This is a genomic window from Marinobacterium rhizophilum (assembly GCF_024397915.1).
Lineage (GTDB): Bacteria > Pseudomonadota > Gammaproteobacteria > Pseudomonadales > Balneatricaceae > Marinobacterium_A > Marinobacterium_A rhizophilum_A.
Map to the genome: position 1 here is coordinate 3,274,814 of NZ_CP073347.1, position 14,418 is coordinate 3,289,231.

General features: G+C 61.1%; 15 protein-coding genes. 12 read left to right on the plus strand and 3 right to left on the minus strand.

Annotated elements, in window-relative coordinates; translation table 11 throughout:
* Positions 1-96: 96 nt before the first annotated feature.
* From KDW95_RS14715 to KDW95_RS14725, 3 genes are all read left to right on the plus strand, one after another.
* Entirely contained in the window at positions 97-450 is a 354-nt protein-coding gene (locus KDW95_RS14715; protein WP_255852573.1) for a hypothetical protein, read from the plus strand.
* A gap of 31 nt (positions 451-481) precedes the next feature.
* Positions 482-1,417 (plus strand): c-type cytochrome, encoded by a 936-nt coding sequence (locus KDW95_RS14720; RefSeq protein ID WP_255852574.1) that lies wholly within the window; start codon positions 482-484, stop codon positions 1,415-1,417.
* A gap of 90 nt (positions 1,418-1,507) precedes the next feature.
* On the plus strand, positions 1,508-2,260 hold the full coding sequence (locus KDW95_RS14725) for a DUF6969 family protein (protein WP_255852575.1): 753 nt from the start codon (positions 1,508-1,510) through the stop codon (positions 2,258-2,260).
* A gap of 3 nt (positions 2,261-2,263) precedes the next feature.
* Here KDW95_RS14725 and KDW95_RS14730 read toward each other — a convergent pair whose 3' ends face one another.
* A complete protein-coding gene (locus tag KDW95_RS14730; protein WP_255852576.1) occupies positions 2,264-3,103 on the minus strand; it encodes a LysR family transcriptional regulator in 840 nt (279 codons plus the stop codon).
* 127 nt (positions 3,104-3,230) lie between these two features.
* Here KDW95_RS14730 and KDW95_RS14735 point away from each other — a divergent pair, with 127 nt between their 5' ends.
* From KDW95_RS14735 to KDW95_RS14745, 3 genes are all read left to right on the plus strand, one after another.
* A complete protein-coding gene (locus KDW95_RS14735) occupies positions 3,231-5,000 on the plus strand; it encodes a SulP family inorganic anion transporter (RefSeq protein WP_255852577.1) in 1,770 nt (589 codons plus the stop codon).
* 89 nt (positions 5,001-5,089) lie between these two features.
* Positions 5,090-6,028 (plus strand): L,D-transpeptidase family protein, encoded by a 939-nt coding sequence (locus KDW95_RS14740; protein WP_255852578.1) that lies wholly within the window; start codon positions 5,090-5,092, stop codon positions 6,026-6,028.
* Positions 6,029-6,191: 163 nt separating this feature from the next.
* On the plus strand, positions 6,192-6,506 hold the full coding sequence (locus KDW95_RS14745) for a hypothetical protein (protein ID WP_255852579.1): 315 nt from the start codon (positions 6,192-6,194) through the stop codon (positions 6,504-6,506).
* Positions 6,507-6,520: 14 nt separating this feature from the next.
* Here the strand turns inward: KDW95_RS14745 and KDW95_RS14750 are convergent, their stop codons facing one another.
* Both KDW95_RS14750 and KDW95_RS14755 read right to left on the minus strand, forming a co-directional pair.
* Positions 6,521-6,796, minus strand: a complete 276-nt coding sequence (locus tag KDW95_RS14750; RefSeq protein WP_255852580.1) for an Lpp/OprI family alanine-zipper lipoprotein — start codon at positions 6,794-6,796, stop codon at positions 6,521-6,523.
* Positions 6,797-6,942: 146 nt separating this feature from the next.
* Entirely contained in the window at positions 6,943-7,497 is a 555-nt protein-coding gene (locus KDW95_RS14755) for a L,D-transpeptidase family protein (RefSeq protein WP_255852581.1), read from the minus strand.
* A 192-nt stretch (positions 7,498-7,689) separates the two neighbouring features.
* On the opposite strand from KDW95_RS14755, the gene KDW95_RS14760 reads away from it, so the two are divergent.
* The 6 genes from KDW95_RS14760 to KDW95_RS14785 all read left to right on the plus strand — a co-directional run bounded on the left by KDW95_RS14760 (position 7,690) and on the right by KDW95_RS14785 (position 14,403).
* The gene (locus KDW95_RS14760; RefSeq protein WP_255852582.1) at positions 7,690-8,583 is read left to right on the plus strand and encodes an AraC family transcriptional regulator; all 894 of its coding nucleotides are present in this window, start codon (positions 7,690-7,692) and stop codon (positions 8,581-8,583) included.
* A gap of 176 nt (positions 8,584-8,759) precedes the next feature.
* On the plus strand, positions 8,760-9,647 hold the full coding sequence (locus KDW95_RS14765) for a helix-turn-helix domain-containing protein (RefSeq protein WP_255852583.1): 888 nt from the start codon (positions 8,760-8,762) through the stop codon (positions 9,645-9,647).
* Positions 9,648-9,784: 137 nt separating this feature from the next.
* Positions 9,785-10,819, plus strand: coding sequence for an NAD(P)-dependent alcohol dehydrogenase (locus tag KDW95_RS14770; RefSeq protein WP_255852584.1), 1,035 nt, complete (start codon positions 9,785-9,787; stop codon positions 10,817-10,819).
* A 343-nt stretch (positions 10,820-11,162) separates the two neighbouring features.
* The gene (locus KDW95_RS14775; RefSeq protein ID WP_370646629.1) at positions 11,163-12,503 is read left to right on the plus strand and encodes an ABC transporter substrate-binding protein; all 1,341 of its coding nucleotides are present in this window, start codon (positions 11,163-11,165) and stop codon (positions 12,501-12,503) included.
* 207 nt (positions 12,504-12,710) lie between these two features.
* Entirely contained in the window at positions 12,711-13,553 is an 843-nt protein-coding gene (locus KDW95_RS14780) for a carbohydrate ABC transporter permease (RefSeq protein ID WP_255856523.1), read from the plus strand.
* 16 nt (positions 13,554-13,569) lie between these two features.
* A complete protein-coding gene (locus KDW95_RS14785; RefSeq protein WP_255856524.1) occupies positions 13,570-14,403 on the plus strand; it encodes a carbohydrate ABC transporter permease in 834 nt (277 codons plus the stop codon).
* Positions 14,404-14,418 lie beyond the last annotated feature (15 nt).

Here is a 14,418-nt window from a genome sequence, read left to right on the forward strand (position 1 = left end):
TAAGCCAAACCGTATCCGTGCGTGTTGCTTGCTCGTTGTGACTGTCTCCCCTTCAGGCCCAGCGCGCAGCACACCCGGCGGATACAGGAGAAAATAATGAAAAACTCATTCCGTGTTAGCGCGCTGGCCCAGGCCGTGACACCGCAGAAAAAAGCCATGGTTTACGTCTCATCCGCCCTGCTCGCCGCCGTACTGAGTACAGCCCCGCTTGCCCAGGCATCCTGCGCGGCCAATCCCTGTGCAGCCAAGAGCCAGACCAATCCCTGTGCCGCGAAGAACCCCTGCGCGCTGAAAAAGCCCTGTGCTGCCAACCCGTGCGCGGCTAACCCCTGTGCTGCAAAGAACCCCTGCGCTGCGGCTAACCCCTGCGCGACCGCGAATCCCTGCGCCGCGAAAAACCCCTGCGCCGCCAATCCCTGTGCCGCCAAGAACCCCTGCGCCACCAAGTAAACGTAGCGGCCCCGTGCCCGAGGAGACAATAATGAAAACAATATTCCACATGCGCGCGCTGAGCGCCGCCATTGCACGTCAGCACCGGCCCATGGCATATGTTTCTTCCGGCCTGCTGGCGACGCTGCTCACAGCAGCACCCCTTGCCCAGGCGGCACATCACGCCTGCTCCGCCAACCCCTGTGCCGTCAAGGAACAGACGAACCCCTGTGCAGCCACGAATCCGTGCGCGCTGAAAAATCCCTGCGCCGCCAAGAACCCGTGCACTGCCAACCCCTGTGCAGCTAAAAATCCCTGCGCTGTGAAGAACCCCTGTGCAGCAACCCCCTGTGCAGCCAAGAATCCCTGCGCTACCAAAAACCCTTGTGCGGCCAACCCCTGCGCAGCCAATCCCTGCGCAGCTAATCCTTGTGCGGCTAAGAACCCCTGTGCCGCCAAACAGATCCAGCGCCCGGCTGATTACCGCCCCTACCAGGGTGATCAGATCGCCCTGATCGAGCGTGGTGCCGAGTTGTACCAGGACACCAGCCTGAGCAGCAACGGCATGTCCTGCGGGACCTGCCACAATGGCAATGCCGCTTTTCAGGCGAGCTTCGCCGATGCGTTCCCGCACCGGGTCGCCATGGCGGACAATCTTTATGGCATGAAGACCATCCAGCTCGATGAAATGATCCAGCTCTGCATGGTACAGCCCATGGCCACCCAGCCGCTGGCCTGGGATAGCGAGGAACTGGCCGCCCTGGTCGCCTACACCTCCGCTGTACAAAAGGGCTTCAAGCCCGCGGCGGCAAACCCCTGTGCCGCCAACCCATGCGCAGCGAATCCCTGTGCGGTGAAAAAACCCTGCGCGGCTAACCCGTGCGCGGCAAAGAATCCCTGTGCAGCTAACCCCTGCGCCGCGAAAAATCCCTGTGCAGCCAATCCCTGCGCGGCAAAGAACCCCTGCGCTGCCAAAGCCAGGATCTAAGCTCGTTCAGGGGCAACGCGGATCAGGCAGCGTGTTTAGCTGCCCGGTCCGCTAATATTCAGTGTTCCACTCGCTGCACAGGAAGTTTCAATGTCATCCGACTGGTCCGCATTACCCCAGGTACCACTGCAGCCTCCGGAAGCTGCTGCAACACTTGATGCCGCTGAGCGTGCCGCCCTGCTGGATGCCGCCGGCCGACAGCGACAGGCGCTGCAGGCCCTAAGCCGTGGCGGCACCAACGTGGTAGCCGAGATCCTGAAAGGCCAGGGCACCTTTTATGAGATGAACCACTTTCCCGAGGGCGATGTATTCGATGACCAGAGTCATTGCCAGTACTACTACCACGCCCACCGCGAAGACGGTGAGCACGGTCACTTTCACACCTTCGTACGCCGCCCGGTGATGCCGGCGGACATGCGGCCGTCCGCCGGTTTCGCCCACACCGAACCCTGGCCCGAAGGCGACGACGAGCTGGCACACCTGATCTGCATTTCCATGGACAGCTGGGGACTCCCGGCGGGCCTTTTCGCCACTAACCGCTGGGTCACCGACCAGACCTGGTACAGTGCCGAGGACAGCATCCGCCTGCTGGATGCCTTTGCCGTGGACCACGCCCGGCCCAACCTGGCCGTCAACCAGTGGCTGACCCAGTTCATGCGCCTGTACCGACCGCAGATCGCGGCCCTGCTGCGCCACCGTGACAGGGTGATTGCGGCCTGGCAGCAGGCGCACCCCGGGCAGGATGTGCTGGAAGACCGGACGCTGGAAATCACCGGTTATCTCGCCGTCGATACCCAGGGCTGGATCAGCGAACTTGAAGTCCTGGTAGCCACAGAGGCCTGAGCCCTAACCTTTTAAACGATCAAGCAGGTCTGTCACGAGCTGGTGATGCTCACCGTGCAGGCCGTAGGCTGCGTAGGCCTTCATTTTGATCACAGGTGCATCCGCAACCCTGTGCAACTGCCCCGTTTCCAGCAATGGCTGCACTATGCCCTGGGGCAGATAGGCTGCCCCGCCGCATTGCTGAATCAGGTTGAGCGCCAGCCGCCCACTGTTCACCCGCCCCCGGGCAAGCAGCCGCTGGGGGAAGTGGCTTTCGTGCAGGCTCGCAAAAGTCGTCCCCCACTCTACCCGGATATAGCCCTCGCCGATCGCGGCGTCCACCGACTGCCCTGCCCGGCTGGACACCAGTGACAGAGCCACGTTGGCGACTTCCTGCACGGCCACATTCTGGATGCGCGGCGGCTCGTACATGAAGCCCACATCGATCATGCCCTGCTCCAGCTTCTCCACGACCCGCAGTGGCGTGCTTTCCTCGGCTCGCAGCCCAAGGCTCGGAAAATCCCGGTAGATACCGTTGAGCCAGTCCTGCACAAAGATGTCCCACAGACTGGCCACCCCGGCCACCACCAGCCGCCGCTTGTGCCGCTCACTCAGGGCCGTGTCTTCGAAGGCACGCTCCCAGGCGCCGAGAATAAAGCGGGCATGACGCTCCATGCGCTCTCCGGCCGGGGTCAGGCCGATCCGATGATGCTGGCGGGTAAAGAGTGACAGCCCCAGATGGTCTTCCAGCTGGCGAATACGGGCGCTGACGGTGGAGGCCGACACACAAAGATTTTCCGACGCCCGCCCGAAATTGCGGGTGCGACTGACTTCCAGGAACGTTTTCAGCAACAGGGTATCCATGGGCACTGTCCTTTGGAGCAATTCATCCCATATTCGATTTTATTGTTCGTTACTTCCAGTATTTTTCGTTTTTCAGTACGTCAAAAAGCCTCTACCCTGCCGGCTCGAGACCTTTCGCGGAGAGATCATGAAGCCCTGGCTGTCATTCAAATTCCCCTTCCTAAGCTGGGGTCGCAACCTCAACAAAAGCACCCTGACCGATGATCTTATTGCCGGCATCACCGGTGCCGTTATCGTGCTGCCCCAGGGGGTAGCCTATGCCTTTATCGCCGGTCTGCCGCCGGAGTTCGGTCTCTATACCGCCATCATCACACCGATTATTGCGGCTCTGTTCGGTTCATCTTCACACCTGATTTCCGGCCCCACGGCAGCCATTTCCATCGTCGTCATGAGCGTCGCCAGCGGTATTGGCGAGCTCGACCCGGCCCAGTACATCGGCGCCGTGCTGACCATTACGTTACTGGCAGGCCTGATGCAGCTGGCCCTCGGCCTGCTGCGCCTGGGGAGCCTGGTCAACTTCATTTCCCATACGGTGGTTATCAGTTTTACCGCCGGTGCCGCCATTCTTATAGGCGCCAGCCAGCTCAAGCACCTGCTGGGTATCGCGATACCCAGTGGCCTGTCTTTCGTGGAAGGCCTGTCACAGCTGGGCAGCCAGCTCGGCGAAACCAACCCCACGTCACTCATCATCGGCATGCTGACACTGGTATCGGCACTGCTGGTGCGCAAGCTCAACCGCCGCTGGCCCCATCTGCTGATCGGCATGGCCGTGGGTAGCATCGCCTGCCTGCTGCTCAACGGCGCCGATCAGGGCGTGGCCCTGGTTGGTGCCCTGCCCGGTACCCTGCCGCCACTGTCGCTGCCCGACCTGTCTGCCTCAACGCTGCAGTCACTGACCTCCGGCGCCTTTGCCGTGGCCCTGTTGGGACTGATTGAAGCGGTCTCCATTGCCCGTGCCATCGGTATCCGTTCGCAGCAGCAGATCGACGGCAACCAGGAATTTATCGGCCAGGGTCTGTCGAATATCGTCGGCAGTTTTTTCTCGTGCTACGCCGGCTCAGGCTCCTTCACACGCTCCGGTGCCAACTACGATGCCGGCGCCAAGACCCCCATGGCCGCCATCTTTGCCGCGGTCATTCTGGCAACCATTATCCTGCTGGTACCGGGCCTGACGGCCTACCTGCCGCTGCCCGCCATGGCCGGCGCCATACTGCTGATCGCCTGGAACCTGATCGATTTCCACCATATCGCCCAGATCATCAAGTCCAGTCGCAACGAAGCCCTGGTACTGGTCGTTACCTTTATGGCCACGCTCTTCGTGGAGCTGGAGTTCGCTATCTATATCGGTGTTTTCCTGTCACTGGCGATCTATCTGCGCCGCACCTCCCGCCCCACGGTCATGGAAGTGGCACCCATTCCCGACCACCCGCGCCGCCAGATCAAGAACACGCAGCGTTATTCACTGCAGCAGTGCCCGCAGCTGAAGATCATCCGTATCGACGGCTCGCTGTTTTTCGGTGCTATCGATCATATCCAGCAACGCATCCGGGCCCTGAGCAATACCGGTGATACCAACCGTTTGCTGATCATCGGCAAGGGCATCAACTTTATCGATGTGGCCGGCGCCGAGATGCTGATTCAGGAAGCCCGGCGTCTGCAGCAGCGCGGTGGCAAACTGATGTTCAGCTCTCTCAAGGGCACGGTGATCGACGAACTGCGCGCCAATGGCTACCTGGAACGTATTGGCGAGGAGCTGTTCTATGAGTCTCCGGAGGCCGCCCTGGGCGAGTCCGTCGCGGCGCTGAACCCGGATGTTTGCCAGCACTGCTCGGCACGCATTTTCAGGGAGTGCACGCCGCACGAGGGCGGCAATATGATCGCGGTCAGCCGGTTGTAACGCGGTGACCACTCCCTTGCCGCTGTGACGCCCGGGGGCCAAGGGCATATACTGTGGACATCGACTGGTTACGACCTGCGGATCCGCCCATGGCCTTGCTGATACCCCACTTCCGAAGCCTGCGACGGCTTTTCTGTGCCGCTGCGGTACTGCTGAGCAGCCTGCCTGTCAGCGCCGAAACCTTTGCACTGCCGCCGCCGGGCCAGGACCTGGTGGGCGAGGTGCGCATCACCCGCGCTCGCCAGTCTGACACCCTGCTGGACATCGCCCGGGTGTTCAACCTGGGCTACGAGGAAATCGTGCGGGCCAACCCCGGCGTGGATCGCTGGCTGCCGGGGCAGGATACCCACGTTATCCTGCCCAACCTGCTGATTCTGCCTGACGCGCCCCGGGACGGCATCGTGCTCAATGTGCCGGAGATGCGGCTGTACTATTATCCCAAGCCTGGGCAGGGCGAAACGCCGGTGGTGATCACACACCCGGTCAGTGTCGGACGCATGGACTGGAAAACGCCACTGGGTAAAACCCGCGTGATTCAGAAGCAGGCCGATCCGCCCTGGTACCCGCCCGCCTCCATCAAGGCAGAACATGCCCAGAACGGCGATATCCTGCCCGACATGGTCCCGGGCGGCCCCGGCAACCCGCTGGGCCGCTTTGCGCTGCGCCTGGGGATTCCGGGTTATCTGATTCACGGCACCAACAAGGAATACGGTATTGGCATGCAGGTTACCCACGGCTGTGTGCGCCTGTATCCGGAAGATATCGAACGGCTGTACAGCCTGGTGGAGGTAGGAACACCGGTGTACATCATCAATCAGCCGGTCAAGGTCGGCCGCCACTTCGACGGCCTGTACATTGAGGCCCATCCGGCCATGAATGAACTGTCAGACGGCAGTTCCAGTCCACAGGCGCTCACCCTGCTGAACATCGCCGCCACCGCCGAGCAGCTGAGCACCGAGCTAAACCCCTCCGCCGTACAGCTGGCCCTGCAGCAATCGGACGGCATTCCGCTGCGCATCAGCCACTAAGGCCGGGCTTGCCGAGCCCAGGCCTGGGCGGAAATGCAGGCTCTGCCGGGAGCAATCACCTTTCGTTCGTACTGAACATCACCGCTGCTCGGCTTTGGCGTCCTGCGTCGCCCTACCTCCCGGATCCATGCAGTCGTGCACATGACCGCCAGGGACGGCGGAAATGCAGTTTTTGCAGGAGCAAAAAACTGCCCTGCGCCCGCGGCATGACCGCCAGGGGCGGTGGAAATACAAAAATGCAGGAGCACTTTTTTGTGGACCACCAGGGACGGCGGAAATACAAAAATGCAGGAGCACTTTTTTGTGGATCGCCAAGGAGGGTGGAAATCCTGGAAACGCAGGATGCGGTTTTCAGGAACGGTTCGTCCTGAACATCGCCGCTCTTGCGCATCCTTGCGCCCGCGGCATACGGTTCGTCCTGAACGTAAAACGGGGAGGGCGTTTTCGCGCCTTCCCCGTGAAGCTGCAACGTCGCTGACGCGCTCGCAGCCACTATTTCATCATGGACTTCTGGAACATGCGGTTGATTTTCTCTTCCGTCGCCATGCTGCGGGCATTGGCTTCGGCCGCCATGGCTTTGGCGTCGTTCGCCACCCGCAGGGCTTCATCGGCGGTCGCCTTGGCACTGTCTGCCGTCGACTGGGCACGCTGCATATCCTGCTCATGGGTCTGATGCATGGCGCGCATGTCACCCGAGCTGGCACAACCGAAAGACAGGGCGGCAAAGGCGACGAGCGCAGACACTCTCAACAGATCGCGAGTCCTCATGGGAAACTCTCCTGATTCACTGGGAAAGGGTAGCAACCACTGGGGTTGTAAGCACAGCATAGACCAGCGCTGCGCGAGCGCTCGGCCACGGGTGCGCAACGCCATTGCCTTGAATCGGATCATCCAGTCTGAAACTGGCAGCCGCCTTAGCGGATTTCCACCCGCGTGCCCGGCTCAATCCATTTGGCCAGGCGCCGCATCTCTGCATCGGTCAGGGCAACACAGCCATTGGTCCAGTTGAACAGACCATGTACCTCGGGATTGCCGGCACCGAGCCCATGAATGCCGATCTGCCCTCCCAGGGGCGTATCCTGCGGCGGCGTGTGCCCGGCATCCAGGGCGGCAACGATGCGTCCGTGGGTCTGGCTATCAATGCGACCGTCCCGCAATGCGGCCTCGGCGTAGTCCCGGTTCGGGTAATCCAGCCCGATAAAGAGCCCGAAACGACTGCGGGGATTTAGCCAGCCGACCCGAAAACTGCCCAGTGGGGTCTTGTCATCACCCCGGCGCAACTTCAGCCCGGCACCGGCCACGCCAAGGGCAACACGGCCAAAATTGTCCAGTACCCTGTCGCCGTCCAGCACCTGCAACGTCTGGGCCCGGGTATCCACCTGCACCCATACCTCGGCCACGGCACTGCCCGCCAGCCAGCCCCCGAGCAACGCCACCAACAGCCCCTGCCTGACTCCGCCCAGATTCACGTTCGCCCCCGCTTGCTACCCTGTACCCATAGCGCTGTGGACATGTCCTACCCTGAGCATAGGCACTGCGCAACACCCCGGCAACGGGCGTGCCCGGCCGCCTGACAATATTCAGTGGTACAGACCGCCGCTTGGGGCCAAAATATAAGACAGTACCGCAATCAGTCACTGTCATAACAAGAACGACACACCATGACCGACAAAGCACGCCTTCAGCCAGAATTCGAGCGGGTCGACCAGCAGGGCGACGAGTCCATCCGCTATCTGCAACACGGTTATCCCTGCGAGCTGGTACGCTGGCACTATCACTCGGAATACGAGCTGCACCTGATCAAGGCCACCAGCGGCAAGGTCTTCGTGGGTGACTACATCGGCAATTTCAATGCCAGCCAGTTGATCCTGGTGGGGCCCAACCTGCCCCACAACTGGATCAGCCAGCTGCCAGAGGGCGAATCGGTCGAGCTGCGGGATCGGGTGATCAACTTTTCCCACGATCTCGTCGAGACCTGCAGCTCCACCTTCCCGGAAATGCAAGCCCTGGCCCCTTTCTGGGAGCGCGCCCAATACGGTATTGAATTCCTGGACCCCGCCGTGATTCGCCAGGCGGACACCCTGTTCGAAGACCTGGCCGACGCCCGCGGCTTCCGCCGCCTGACCCGTTTCTGGACACTGCTTGAGCTGCTCGCCTCGGCGCCGGAGTACCGGGTACTGTCGTCCACCAACTACATTCCCATCGCCGACAAAAAGACCCTCGAAAAGGTCAACGAGGCGGTGCAGTACATCGTTGAGCACTACAACCAGGACCTGGCACTGGAAGATGTCGCCGGCTTGCTGGACATGGCTCCGAGCTACTTTTCCAAATTCTTCAAGAAGGCCACCGGACGGCGTTTTATCGACTTCGTCAATGGTCTGCGTATCAACCGTGCCTGCGAACGCCTCGCTTATACCGACGAGCCCATCACCGATATCTGTTTTTCCGCCGGCTTCAACAATATCGCCAACTTCAATCGCCGCTTCCATGCCGTAAAGGGCATGACACCGTCTGAATACCGTCGTACCTCGGCTGACCTGCTCTACCGCGGTTAAAGGCCGTGGTCTGTTCACCGGGAGGGCAAAATAATATCAATGTGCCGTCACCCAGTACTTGCCAGGCAGTAGCAGCTGGCCTCCAATATGAAGTCGCAAGCCCCCCCCGGCACCGACACAACGCCTGCGCATGCCCGGCCCACAGGCAAAGTAACAACGGCTTCAGGAACCCGCCCATGCATACAGACCCGCAGCGCCTGCCAGACTATGAATGGGTCGACCGCAACGCCGGTGAATCCATTCACTATACCCAGCACGGTGTCCCCAGCCCGCTGATTCGCTGGCATCATCACCGCGAATTCGAGCTGCACCTGGTGCGTGCAACCTGCGGAAGGATGTTTGTCGGCGACTACATCGGCAACTTCCGACCCGGCACCCTGGTACTGGTCGCCCCCGACCTGCCCCATAACTGGATCAGCAACCTGGCGGCGGACGCAAGCGTGCCCCTGCGTGACCAGGTGATTCATTTCCCCGGCGCCCTGCTGCACGATGCGCAGACCGTATTTGCGGAAATGCACGCGTTCACGCCACTGCTTGCACGGGCACAGCGTGGGCTGGAATTTACCGACCCGGACACCGTTGCACAGGCCTGCGCACTCTTTGACGCCATCGCCCAGGCGCGGGGGCTCAAGCGCCTGGTCTGCTTTCTGACCCTGCTGGAGCTGCTGACCAGCTGCCCGCAAAGCCACACCCTGTCCAGTGCCTGGCACCGCCCCCTGACAGACAGCAAGCAGCTGGACTGGCTCAACAGCGCCGTCGACTACGTCCTGCAACATTACGAGCGCGAGCTGCCGCTGGATGAGGTCGCGCGCCATATGGACACCAGCCAGACCCAGTTTTCAAAACGCTTCAAGCGCGCTTCAGGCCACCGCTTCGTGGATTTCGTCAACATGCTGCGCGTCAGCCGGGCATCGGAACTGCTGGCGTACAGCGAAGAACCCATCACCGCGATCTGTTTCGAGGTGGGCTACAACAACATCGCCAACTTCAATCGCCGCTTTCTCGACATCAAGGGCATGACCCCCAGCGAATACAGAAAGGCCGTTCTTCAGCGGATCCCGTGATAACGGCCCTCGGCGGCAAAAAAGTACAGCCCCCCGGCCGCAGCGTATTTTTGCTGCACGACAAAAAGCCCTCTAATGGACTGATCACACCGGATATCCGGACAAGCGGCGCTGTGCCGAACAACACTGGGGGCCCCATGCAAGCACTGATTTTGGAACATGCAGGAAAACTGTCCATTCGGGATATCGCCATAGAGCAGCGACTGGGCCCGGACGACGTACGGATTGCGGTGCGCAATGTCGGCGTCTGTGGCAGCGATGTGCACTACTACAAGCATGGCGCCATCGGCCCCTTTGTGGTGCGCGAACCCATGGTGCTGGGCCACGAAGCCTCCGGTGTGGTCATGGCCGCCGGCGACAGGGTCACGCATCTGCAGCCGGGGGACCGGGTCTGCATGGAGCCCGGCATCCCGGATCTCAGGTCCCGCGCAACCCTGGAGGGCAAGTACAACCTGGACCCCGCGGTCTGTTTCTGGGCCACGCCGCCGGTGCACGGTTGCCTGATGCCAGAGGTGGTGCATCCGGCCAGTTTCACCTTTAAGTTGCCCGAAAGCGTCAGCTTCGCCGAAGGCGCGTTGATCGAGCCCCTGGCCACGGGTATGCAGGCCGCTGACAAGGCCCGCATTCGGCCTGGCGATGTTGCCGTGGTCGTTGGCGCGGGCACCATCGGCATTCTTACGGCCCTGGCCGCGCTGGCCGGCGGCTGCAGCCGCGTGATCATCGCCGACCTGGTGCAGGAAAAGCTCGATATAGCCGCCACCTACGCGGGCATCACGACGGTCAATGTCAGCCAGGAAAACCTGCCACTAAGGGTGGCACAGCTGACCGACAGCTGGGGTGCCCAGCTGGTGTTTGAGGCCTCCGGCAGCCGCAGGGCCTATGCGAACCTGTTTGAACTGGCCTGCCCCGGTGGCTGTGTCGTACTGGTCGGCATGCCGCCGCAGCCTGTGACCCTGGATATCGTGGCCATGCAGGCCAAGGAAATCAGAATCGAATCCGTGTTTCGCTATGCCAACCAGTTCCCCCGGGCGCTGGCGCTGCTCGGCTCCGGCAAGCTGGATATTAAGCCCATGATTTCCGGCGTATTTCCGTTTGCACAGGGTATCGAAGCCTTCGAAAGGGCCGCTCGCGCAGAGCCGGGCGACATCAAGGTTCAGATCAGTTTTAGCTAGGCTGAGGCGCCGTTGCGGCTGCTGCAGCGCCGCTCAGCAATCACATCCTGGAATTGCGCCGCTCTGGCAGATCCCCCTGCTGCCCCCGAACTATTTCCGGCGCAGAAAATAAGTACTTTTATGATGAGATCTTCGTATCGAACACATAAAAAAAACCCTGTAGCCCAGTAAAAACTGGCATGCACAGCACATCCCAATCAACCCTGATGACAAAAAAGTATAGATTTGAATCGACAGGGTATTTGTACCCTAGACCCTGTTCGCAGTGTAATGGTGTTGTTCTGATGACAATTCGTCCGGGCCGACTAAGCTTGGGACGTGCAGGATATCGACCTACACCATAATGATAAAAGAGGCTCGTAACGTGAAAAACTCACTGATTACCTCCACTGTACTTGCCACTGCCATTGCCGCAGTGTCAGGCAGCGCCCTTGCCAGCACCACCGTTACCATCGGCACCGTCAACAACGGCGACATGATCCGCATGCAGGAGCTGTCCGGCGCCTTTGAGGCGGCGAACCCGGATATCAAGCTGGAGTGGGTCGTGCTGGAAGAGAACGTGCTGCGTCAGCGCCTCACCACCGATATCGCCACCGGCGGTGGTCAGTTCGATGTCATGACCATTGGCATGTACGAAGCACCGATTTGGGGCAAAAAGGGCTGGCTGGCTCCGATGGACAACCTGCCGGCGGACTACGATGCCGAAGACATCTTCCCGTCGGTACGCGATGGTCTGTCGTCCGAGGGCACCCTCTACGGCCTGCCGTTCTATTCCGAAAGCTCCATGACCTATTACCGCAAGGATCTGTTCGACGCCGCGGGGCTGGCCATGCCGGAACAGCCGAGCTGGGAGCAGATGCGCGATTTCGCCAAGGCGCTGCACAAGCCCGAGCAGGACCAGTACGGTATCTGCCTGCGCGGCAAGGCGGGCTGGGGCGAGAACATGGCGCTGGTCAGCACCATGTCCAATGCCTTTGGCGCACGCTGGTTTGATGAAGAGTGGAAACCCGAGTTCAATGGCAGCGAGTGGAAAAACACCGTCAGCTTCTACGTTGATCTGCTGGGCAACTATGGCCCTCCAGGCGCCTCCTCCAACGGTTTTAACGAAAACCTGGCGCTGTTCAACTCCGGCAAGTGCGGCATGTGGGTCGATGCAACCGTGGCCGGTGCCTTCGTGACGGACAAGTCCCAGAGTAATGTGGCCGAATCGGTCGGCTTTGCCCTGGCCCCGCAGCAGGTCACCACCAAGGGTGCCGGCTGGCTCTGGTCCTGGGGTCTGGCAATTCCGGCCAGCTCCGATGCCAAGGACGCTGCCACCGCCTTTGCCACCTGGGCGACTTCCAAGGAATACAGCCAGCTGGTTGCCGAGAAGTTCGGTATCGCCGCCATGCCCCCGGGCAGCCGTGCGTCCACCTATGCCAATGCCGAGTACATGGCGGCGGCTCCCTTCGCAGCGACCACCCTGGCCTCGATGGACCGCGCCAACCCGAATGACTCGACCCTGAAGCCGTCGCCCTATACCGGCATTCAGTTCGCAGCCATTCCGGAGTTCCAGTCTGTGGCCACCCAGGTCGGCAAGCTGGTGTCCGGCGCCCTGGCCGGCAGCATGACCGTGGACGAGGCCCTCGCCAGCGCGCAGTCCGTCACCGAACGTGAAATGAAGCGCGCCCGCTACTATAAGTAAACTCGGCTAACAACGGTTAGCGAAACGCAGGTGGGCAGTTCCTCTGCCCACCTGCCCGACACAGGACGTGTCGATCTATTGAATAACATAAGAAGAGCAAAGCCCATGAGCATCTCAAGTCTGCCGGCCGAGGGGACCACGCACGCCTCGGCGACGTCTACCTCCGTGCATGAAGAGCGCAAGCGACAGAGCCGCCTCAGCCTGGCGATGGTGTCACCGTCGGTGCTGGTGCTGCTGGCCTGGATGGCCGTTCCGCTGGCCATGACCCTGTATTTCTCCCTGATTCGCTACAACCTGCTGTACCCCGGCGACAATGAGTTCGTCGGGCTGGAAAACTTCACCTTCTTTCTGACCGACGAAGGCTTTACCGCCGGCATGACGAACACCCTGCTGCTGGTGTGTTCGGTGCTGCTGATCAGCGTCGTTGTCGGTACGCTGATTGCCGTACTGGTGGACACCCCCTTCTGGGGCCGTGGCATCGTGCGCGTCCTGCTGATTTCCCCGTTCTTCATCATGCCCACCGTGAGTGCGCTGGTGTGGAAGAACCTGCTGCTGCACCCGGTATCCGGCGTCTTTGCAGCGGTGTGGCGCTTCTTTGGCGCCGAGCCCATCGACTGGTTTTCCACCTACCCGATGGAGGCCATTATCCTGATCGTGTCCTGGCAGTGGGTGCCCTTCGCCGTGCTGCTGCTGATGACTGCCATGCAGTCGCTGGACCAGGAACAGAAGGATGCCGCCCGCCTCGACGGTGCCGGTCCGATCGCCATCTTCTGGCACATCACCCTGCCGCACCTGGCGCGCCCGATTGCCGTGGTGGTGATGATCGAGACCATCTTCCTGCTGTCGATCTTTGCCGAGATCTTCACTACCACCGGCGGTGGCCCGGGGTACGAGACCACCAACCTGGCCTACCTCATCTATAGCCAGGCGCTGTTGCAATTCGATGTGGGCCTGGCCTCGGCCGGTGGCCTGGTAGCGGTACTGCTCGCCAATGTTGCCGCCTTCATCCTGATTCGGATGATCGGCAAGAACCTTACAGATAAAGCATAGGGAGGGGATTATGAGCATGTTGACCCTGAAACAAGGCCGCCAGTTACAAACGGTATTGCTCGGTGCCCTGGCCTGGCTGGTCGCACTGACCATCTTCTTCCCGATTTTCTGGATGCTGCTGACCAGCTTCAAGACCGAAATCGATGCCTTCGCCACGCCGCCGCAGCTGTTCTTCACGCCGACGCTGGAGAACTACCTGGAAATCGATGAGCGCAGCGACTACTTCCACTTCGCCTGGAACTCGGTGGTGGTGTCCTTTGGCTCCACCCTGCTGGGCATGCTGCTGGCGGTGCCGGCGGCCTATTCCATGGCGTTTTTCGAAACCAAGCGTACCAAGTCGACGCTGCTGTGGATGCTGTCCACCAAGATGCTGCCGCCGGTCGGCGTGCTGGTGCCCATCTACCTGCTGTTCAAGGACGCAGGCCTGCTGGATACCAAAACCGGCCTGGTGCTGATCTACACCCTGATCAACCTGCCGATCATGGTCTGGATGGTGTACACCTACTTCAAGGAAATCCCCAAGGAAATCCTCGAGGCGGCACGTCTGGACGGCGCCACCGCGCTGCAGGAAATCTACCGCGTGCTGCTGCCGATCAGCAAGGGCGGCCTGGCCTCCACCGTGCTGCTGTCCCTGATACTGAGCTGGAACGAAGCCTTCTGGTCACTGAACCTCACCGCCTCGTCGGCGGCGCCGCTCACGGCCCTGGTCGCGTCCTACTCCAGTCCCGAAGGGCTGTTCTGGGCCAAGCTCTCGGCGGTCTCCACCCTCGCCTGTGCGCCGATCCTGATCTTCGGCTGGCTGAGTCAGAAACAGCTGGTGCGCGGCCTGTCCTTCGGTGCCGTGAAATAAACAGAGAGCCGGTAT

Excerpts from the sequence above, each read along its gene's own strand:
- KDW95_RS14715 (WP_255852573.1), top strand. The coding sequence starts at position 97 with ATGAAAAACTCATTCCGTGTTAGCGCGCTGGCCCAGGCCGTGACACCG.
- KDW95_RS14720 (WP_255852574.1), top strand. The coding sequence starts at position 482 with ATGAAAACAATATTCCACATGCGCGCGCTGAGCGCCGCCATTGCACGT.
- KDW95_RS14725 (WP_255852575.1), top strand. The coding sequence starts at position 1,508 with ATGTCATCCGACTGGTCCGCATTACCCCAGGTACCACTGCAGCCTCCG.
- KDW95_RS14730 (WP_255852576.1), bottom strand. The coding sequence starts at position 3,103 with ATGGATACCCTGTTGCTGAAAACGTTCCTGGAAGTCAGTCGCACCCGC.
- KDW95_RS14735 (WP_255852577.1), top strand. The coding sequence starts at position 3,231 with ATGAAGCCCTGGCTGTCATTCAAATTCCCCTTCCTAAGCTGGGGTCGC.
- KDW95_RS14740 (WP_255852578.1), top strand. The coding sequence starts at position 5,090 with ATGGCCTTGCTGATACCCCACTTCCGAAGCCTGCGACGGCTTTTCTGT.
- KDW95_RS14745 (WP_255852579.1), top strand. The coding sequence starts at position 6,192 with ATGCAGTTTTTGCAGGAGCAAAAAACTGCCCTGCGCCCGCGGCATGAC.
- KDW95_RS14750 (WP_255852580.1), bottom strand. The coding sequence starts at position 6,796 with ATGAGGACTCGCGATCTGTTGAGAGTGTCTGCGCTCGTCGCCTTTGCC.
- KDW95_RS14760 (WP_255852582.1), top strand. The coding sequence starts at position 7,690 with ATGACCGACAAAGCACGCCTTCAGCCAGAATTCGAGCGGGTCGACCAG.
- KDW95_RS14765 (WP_255852583.1), top strand. The coding sequence starts at position 8,760 with ATGCATACAGACCCGCAGCGCCTGCCAGACTATGAATGGGTCGACCGC.
- KDW95_RS14770 (WP_255852584.1), top strand. The coding sequence starts at position 9,785 with ATGCAAGCACTGATTTTGGAACATGCAGGAAAACTGTCCATTCGGGAT.
- KDW95_RS14775 (WP_370646629.1), top strand. The coding sequence starts at position 11,163 with ATGATAAAAGAGGCTCGTAACGTGAAAAACTCACTGATTACCTCCACT.
- KDW95_RS14780 (WP_255856523.1), top strand. The coding sequence starts at position 12,711 with ATGGTGTCACCGTCGGTGCTGGTGCTGCTGGCCTGGATGGCCGTTCCG.
- KDW95_RS14785 (WP_255856524.1), top strand. The coding sequence starts at position 13,570 with ATGTTGACCCTGAAACAAGGCCGCCAGTTACAAACGGTATTGCTCGGT.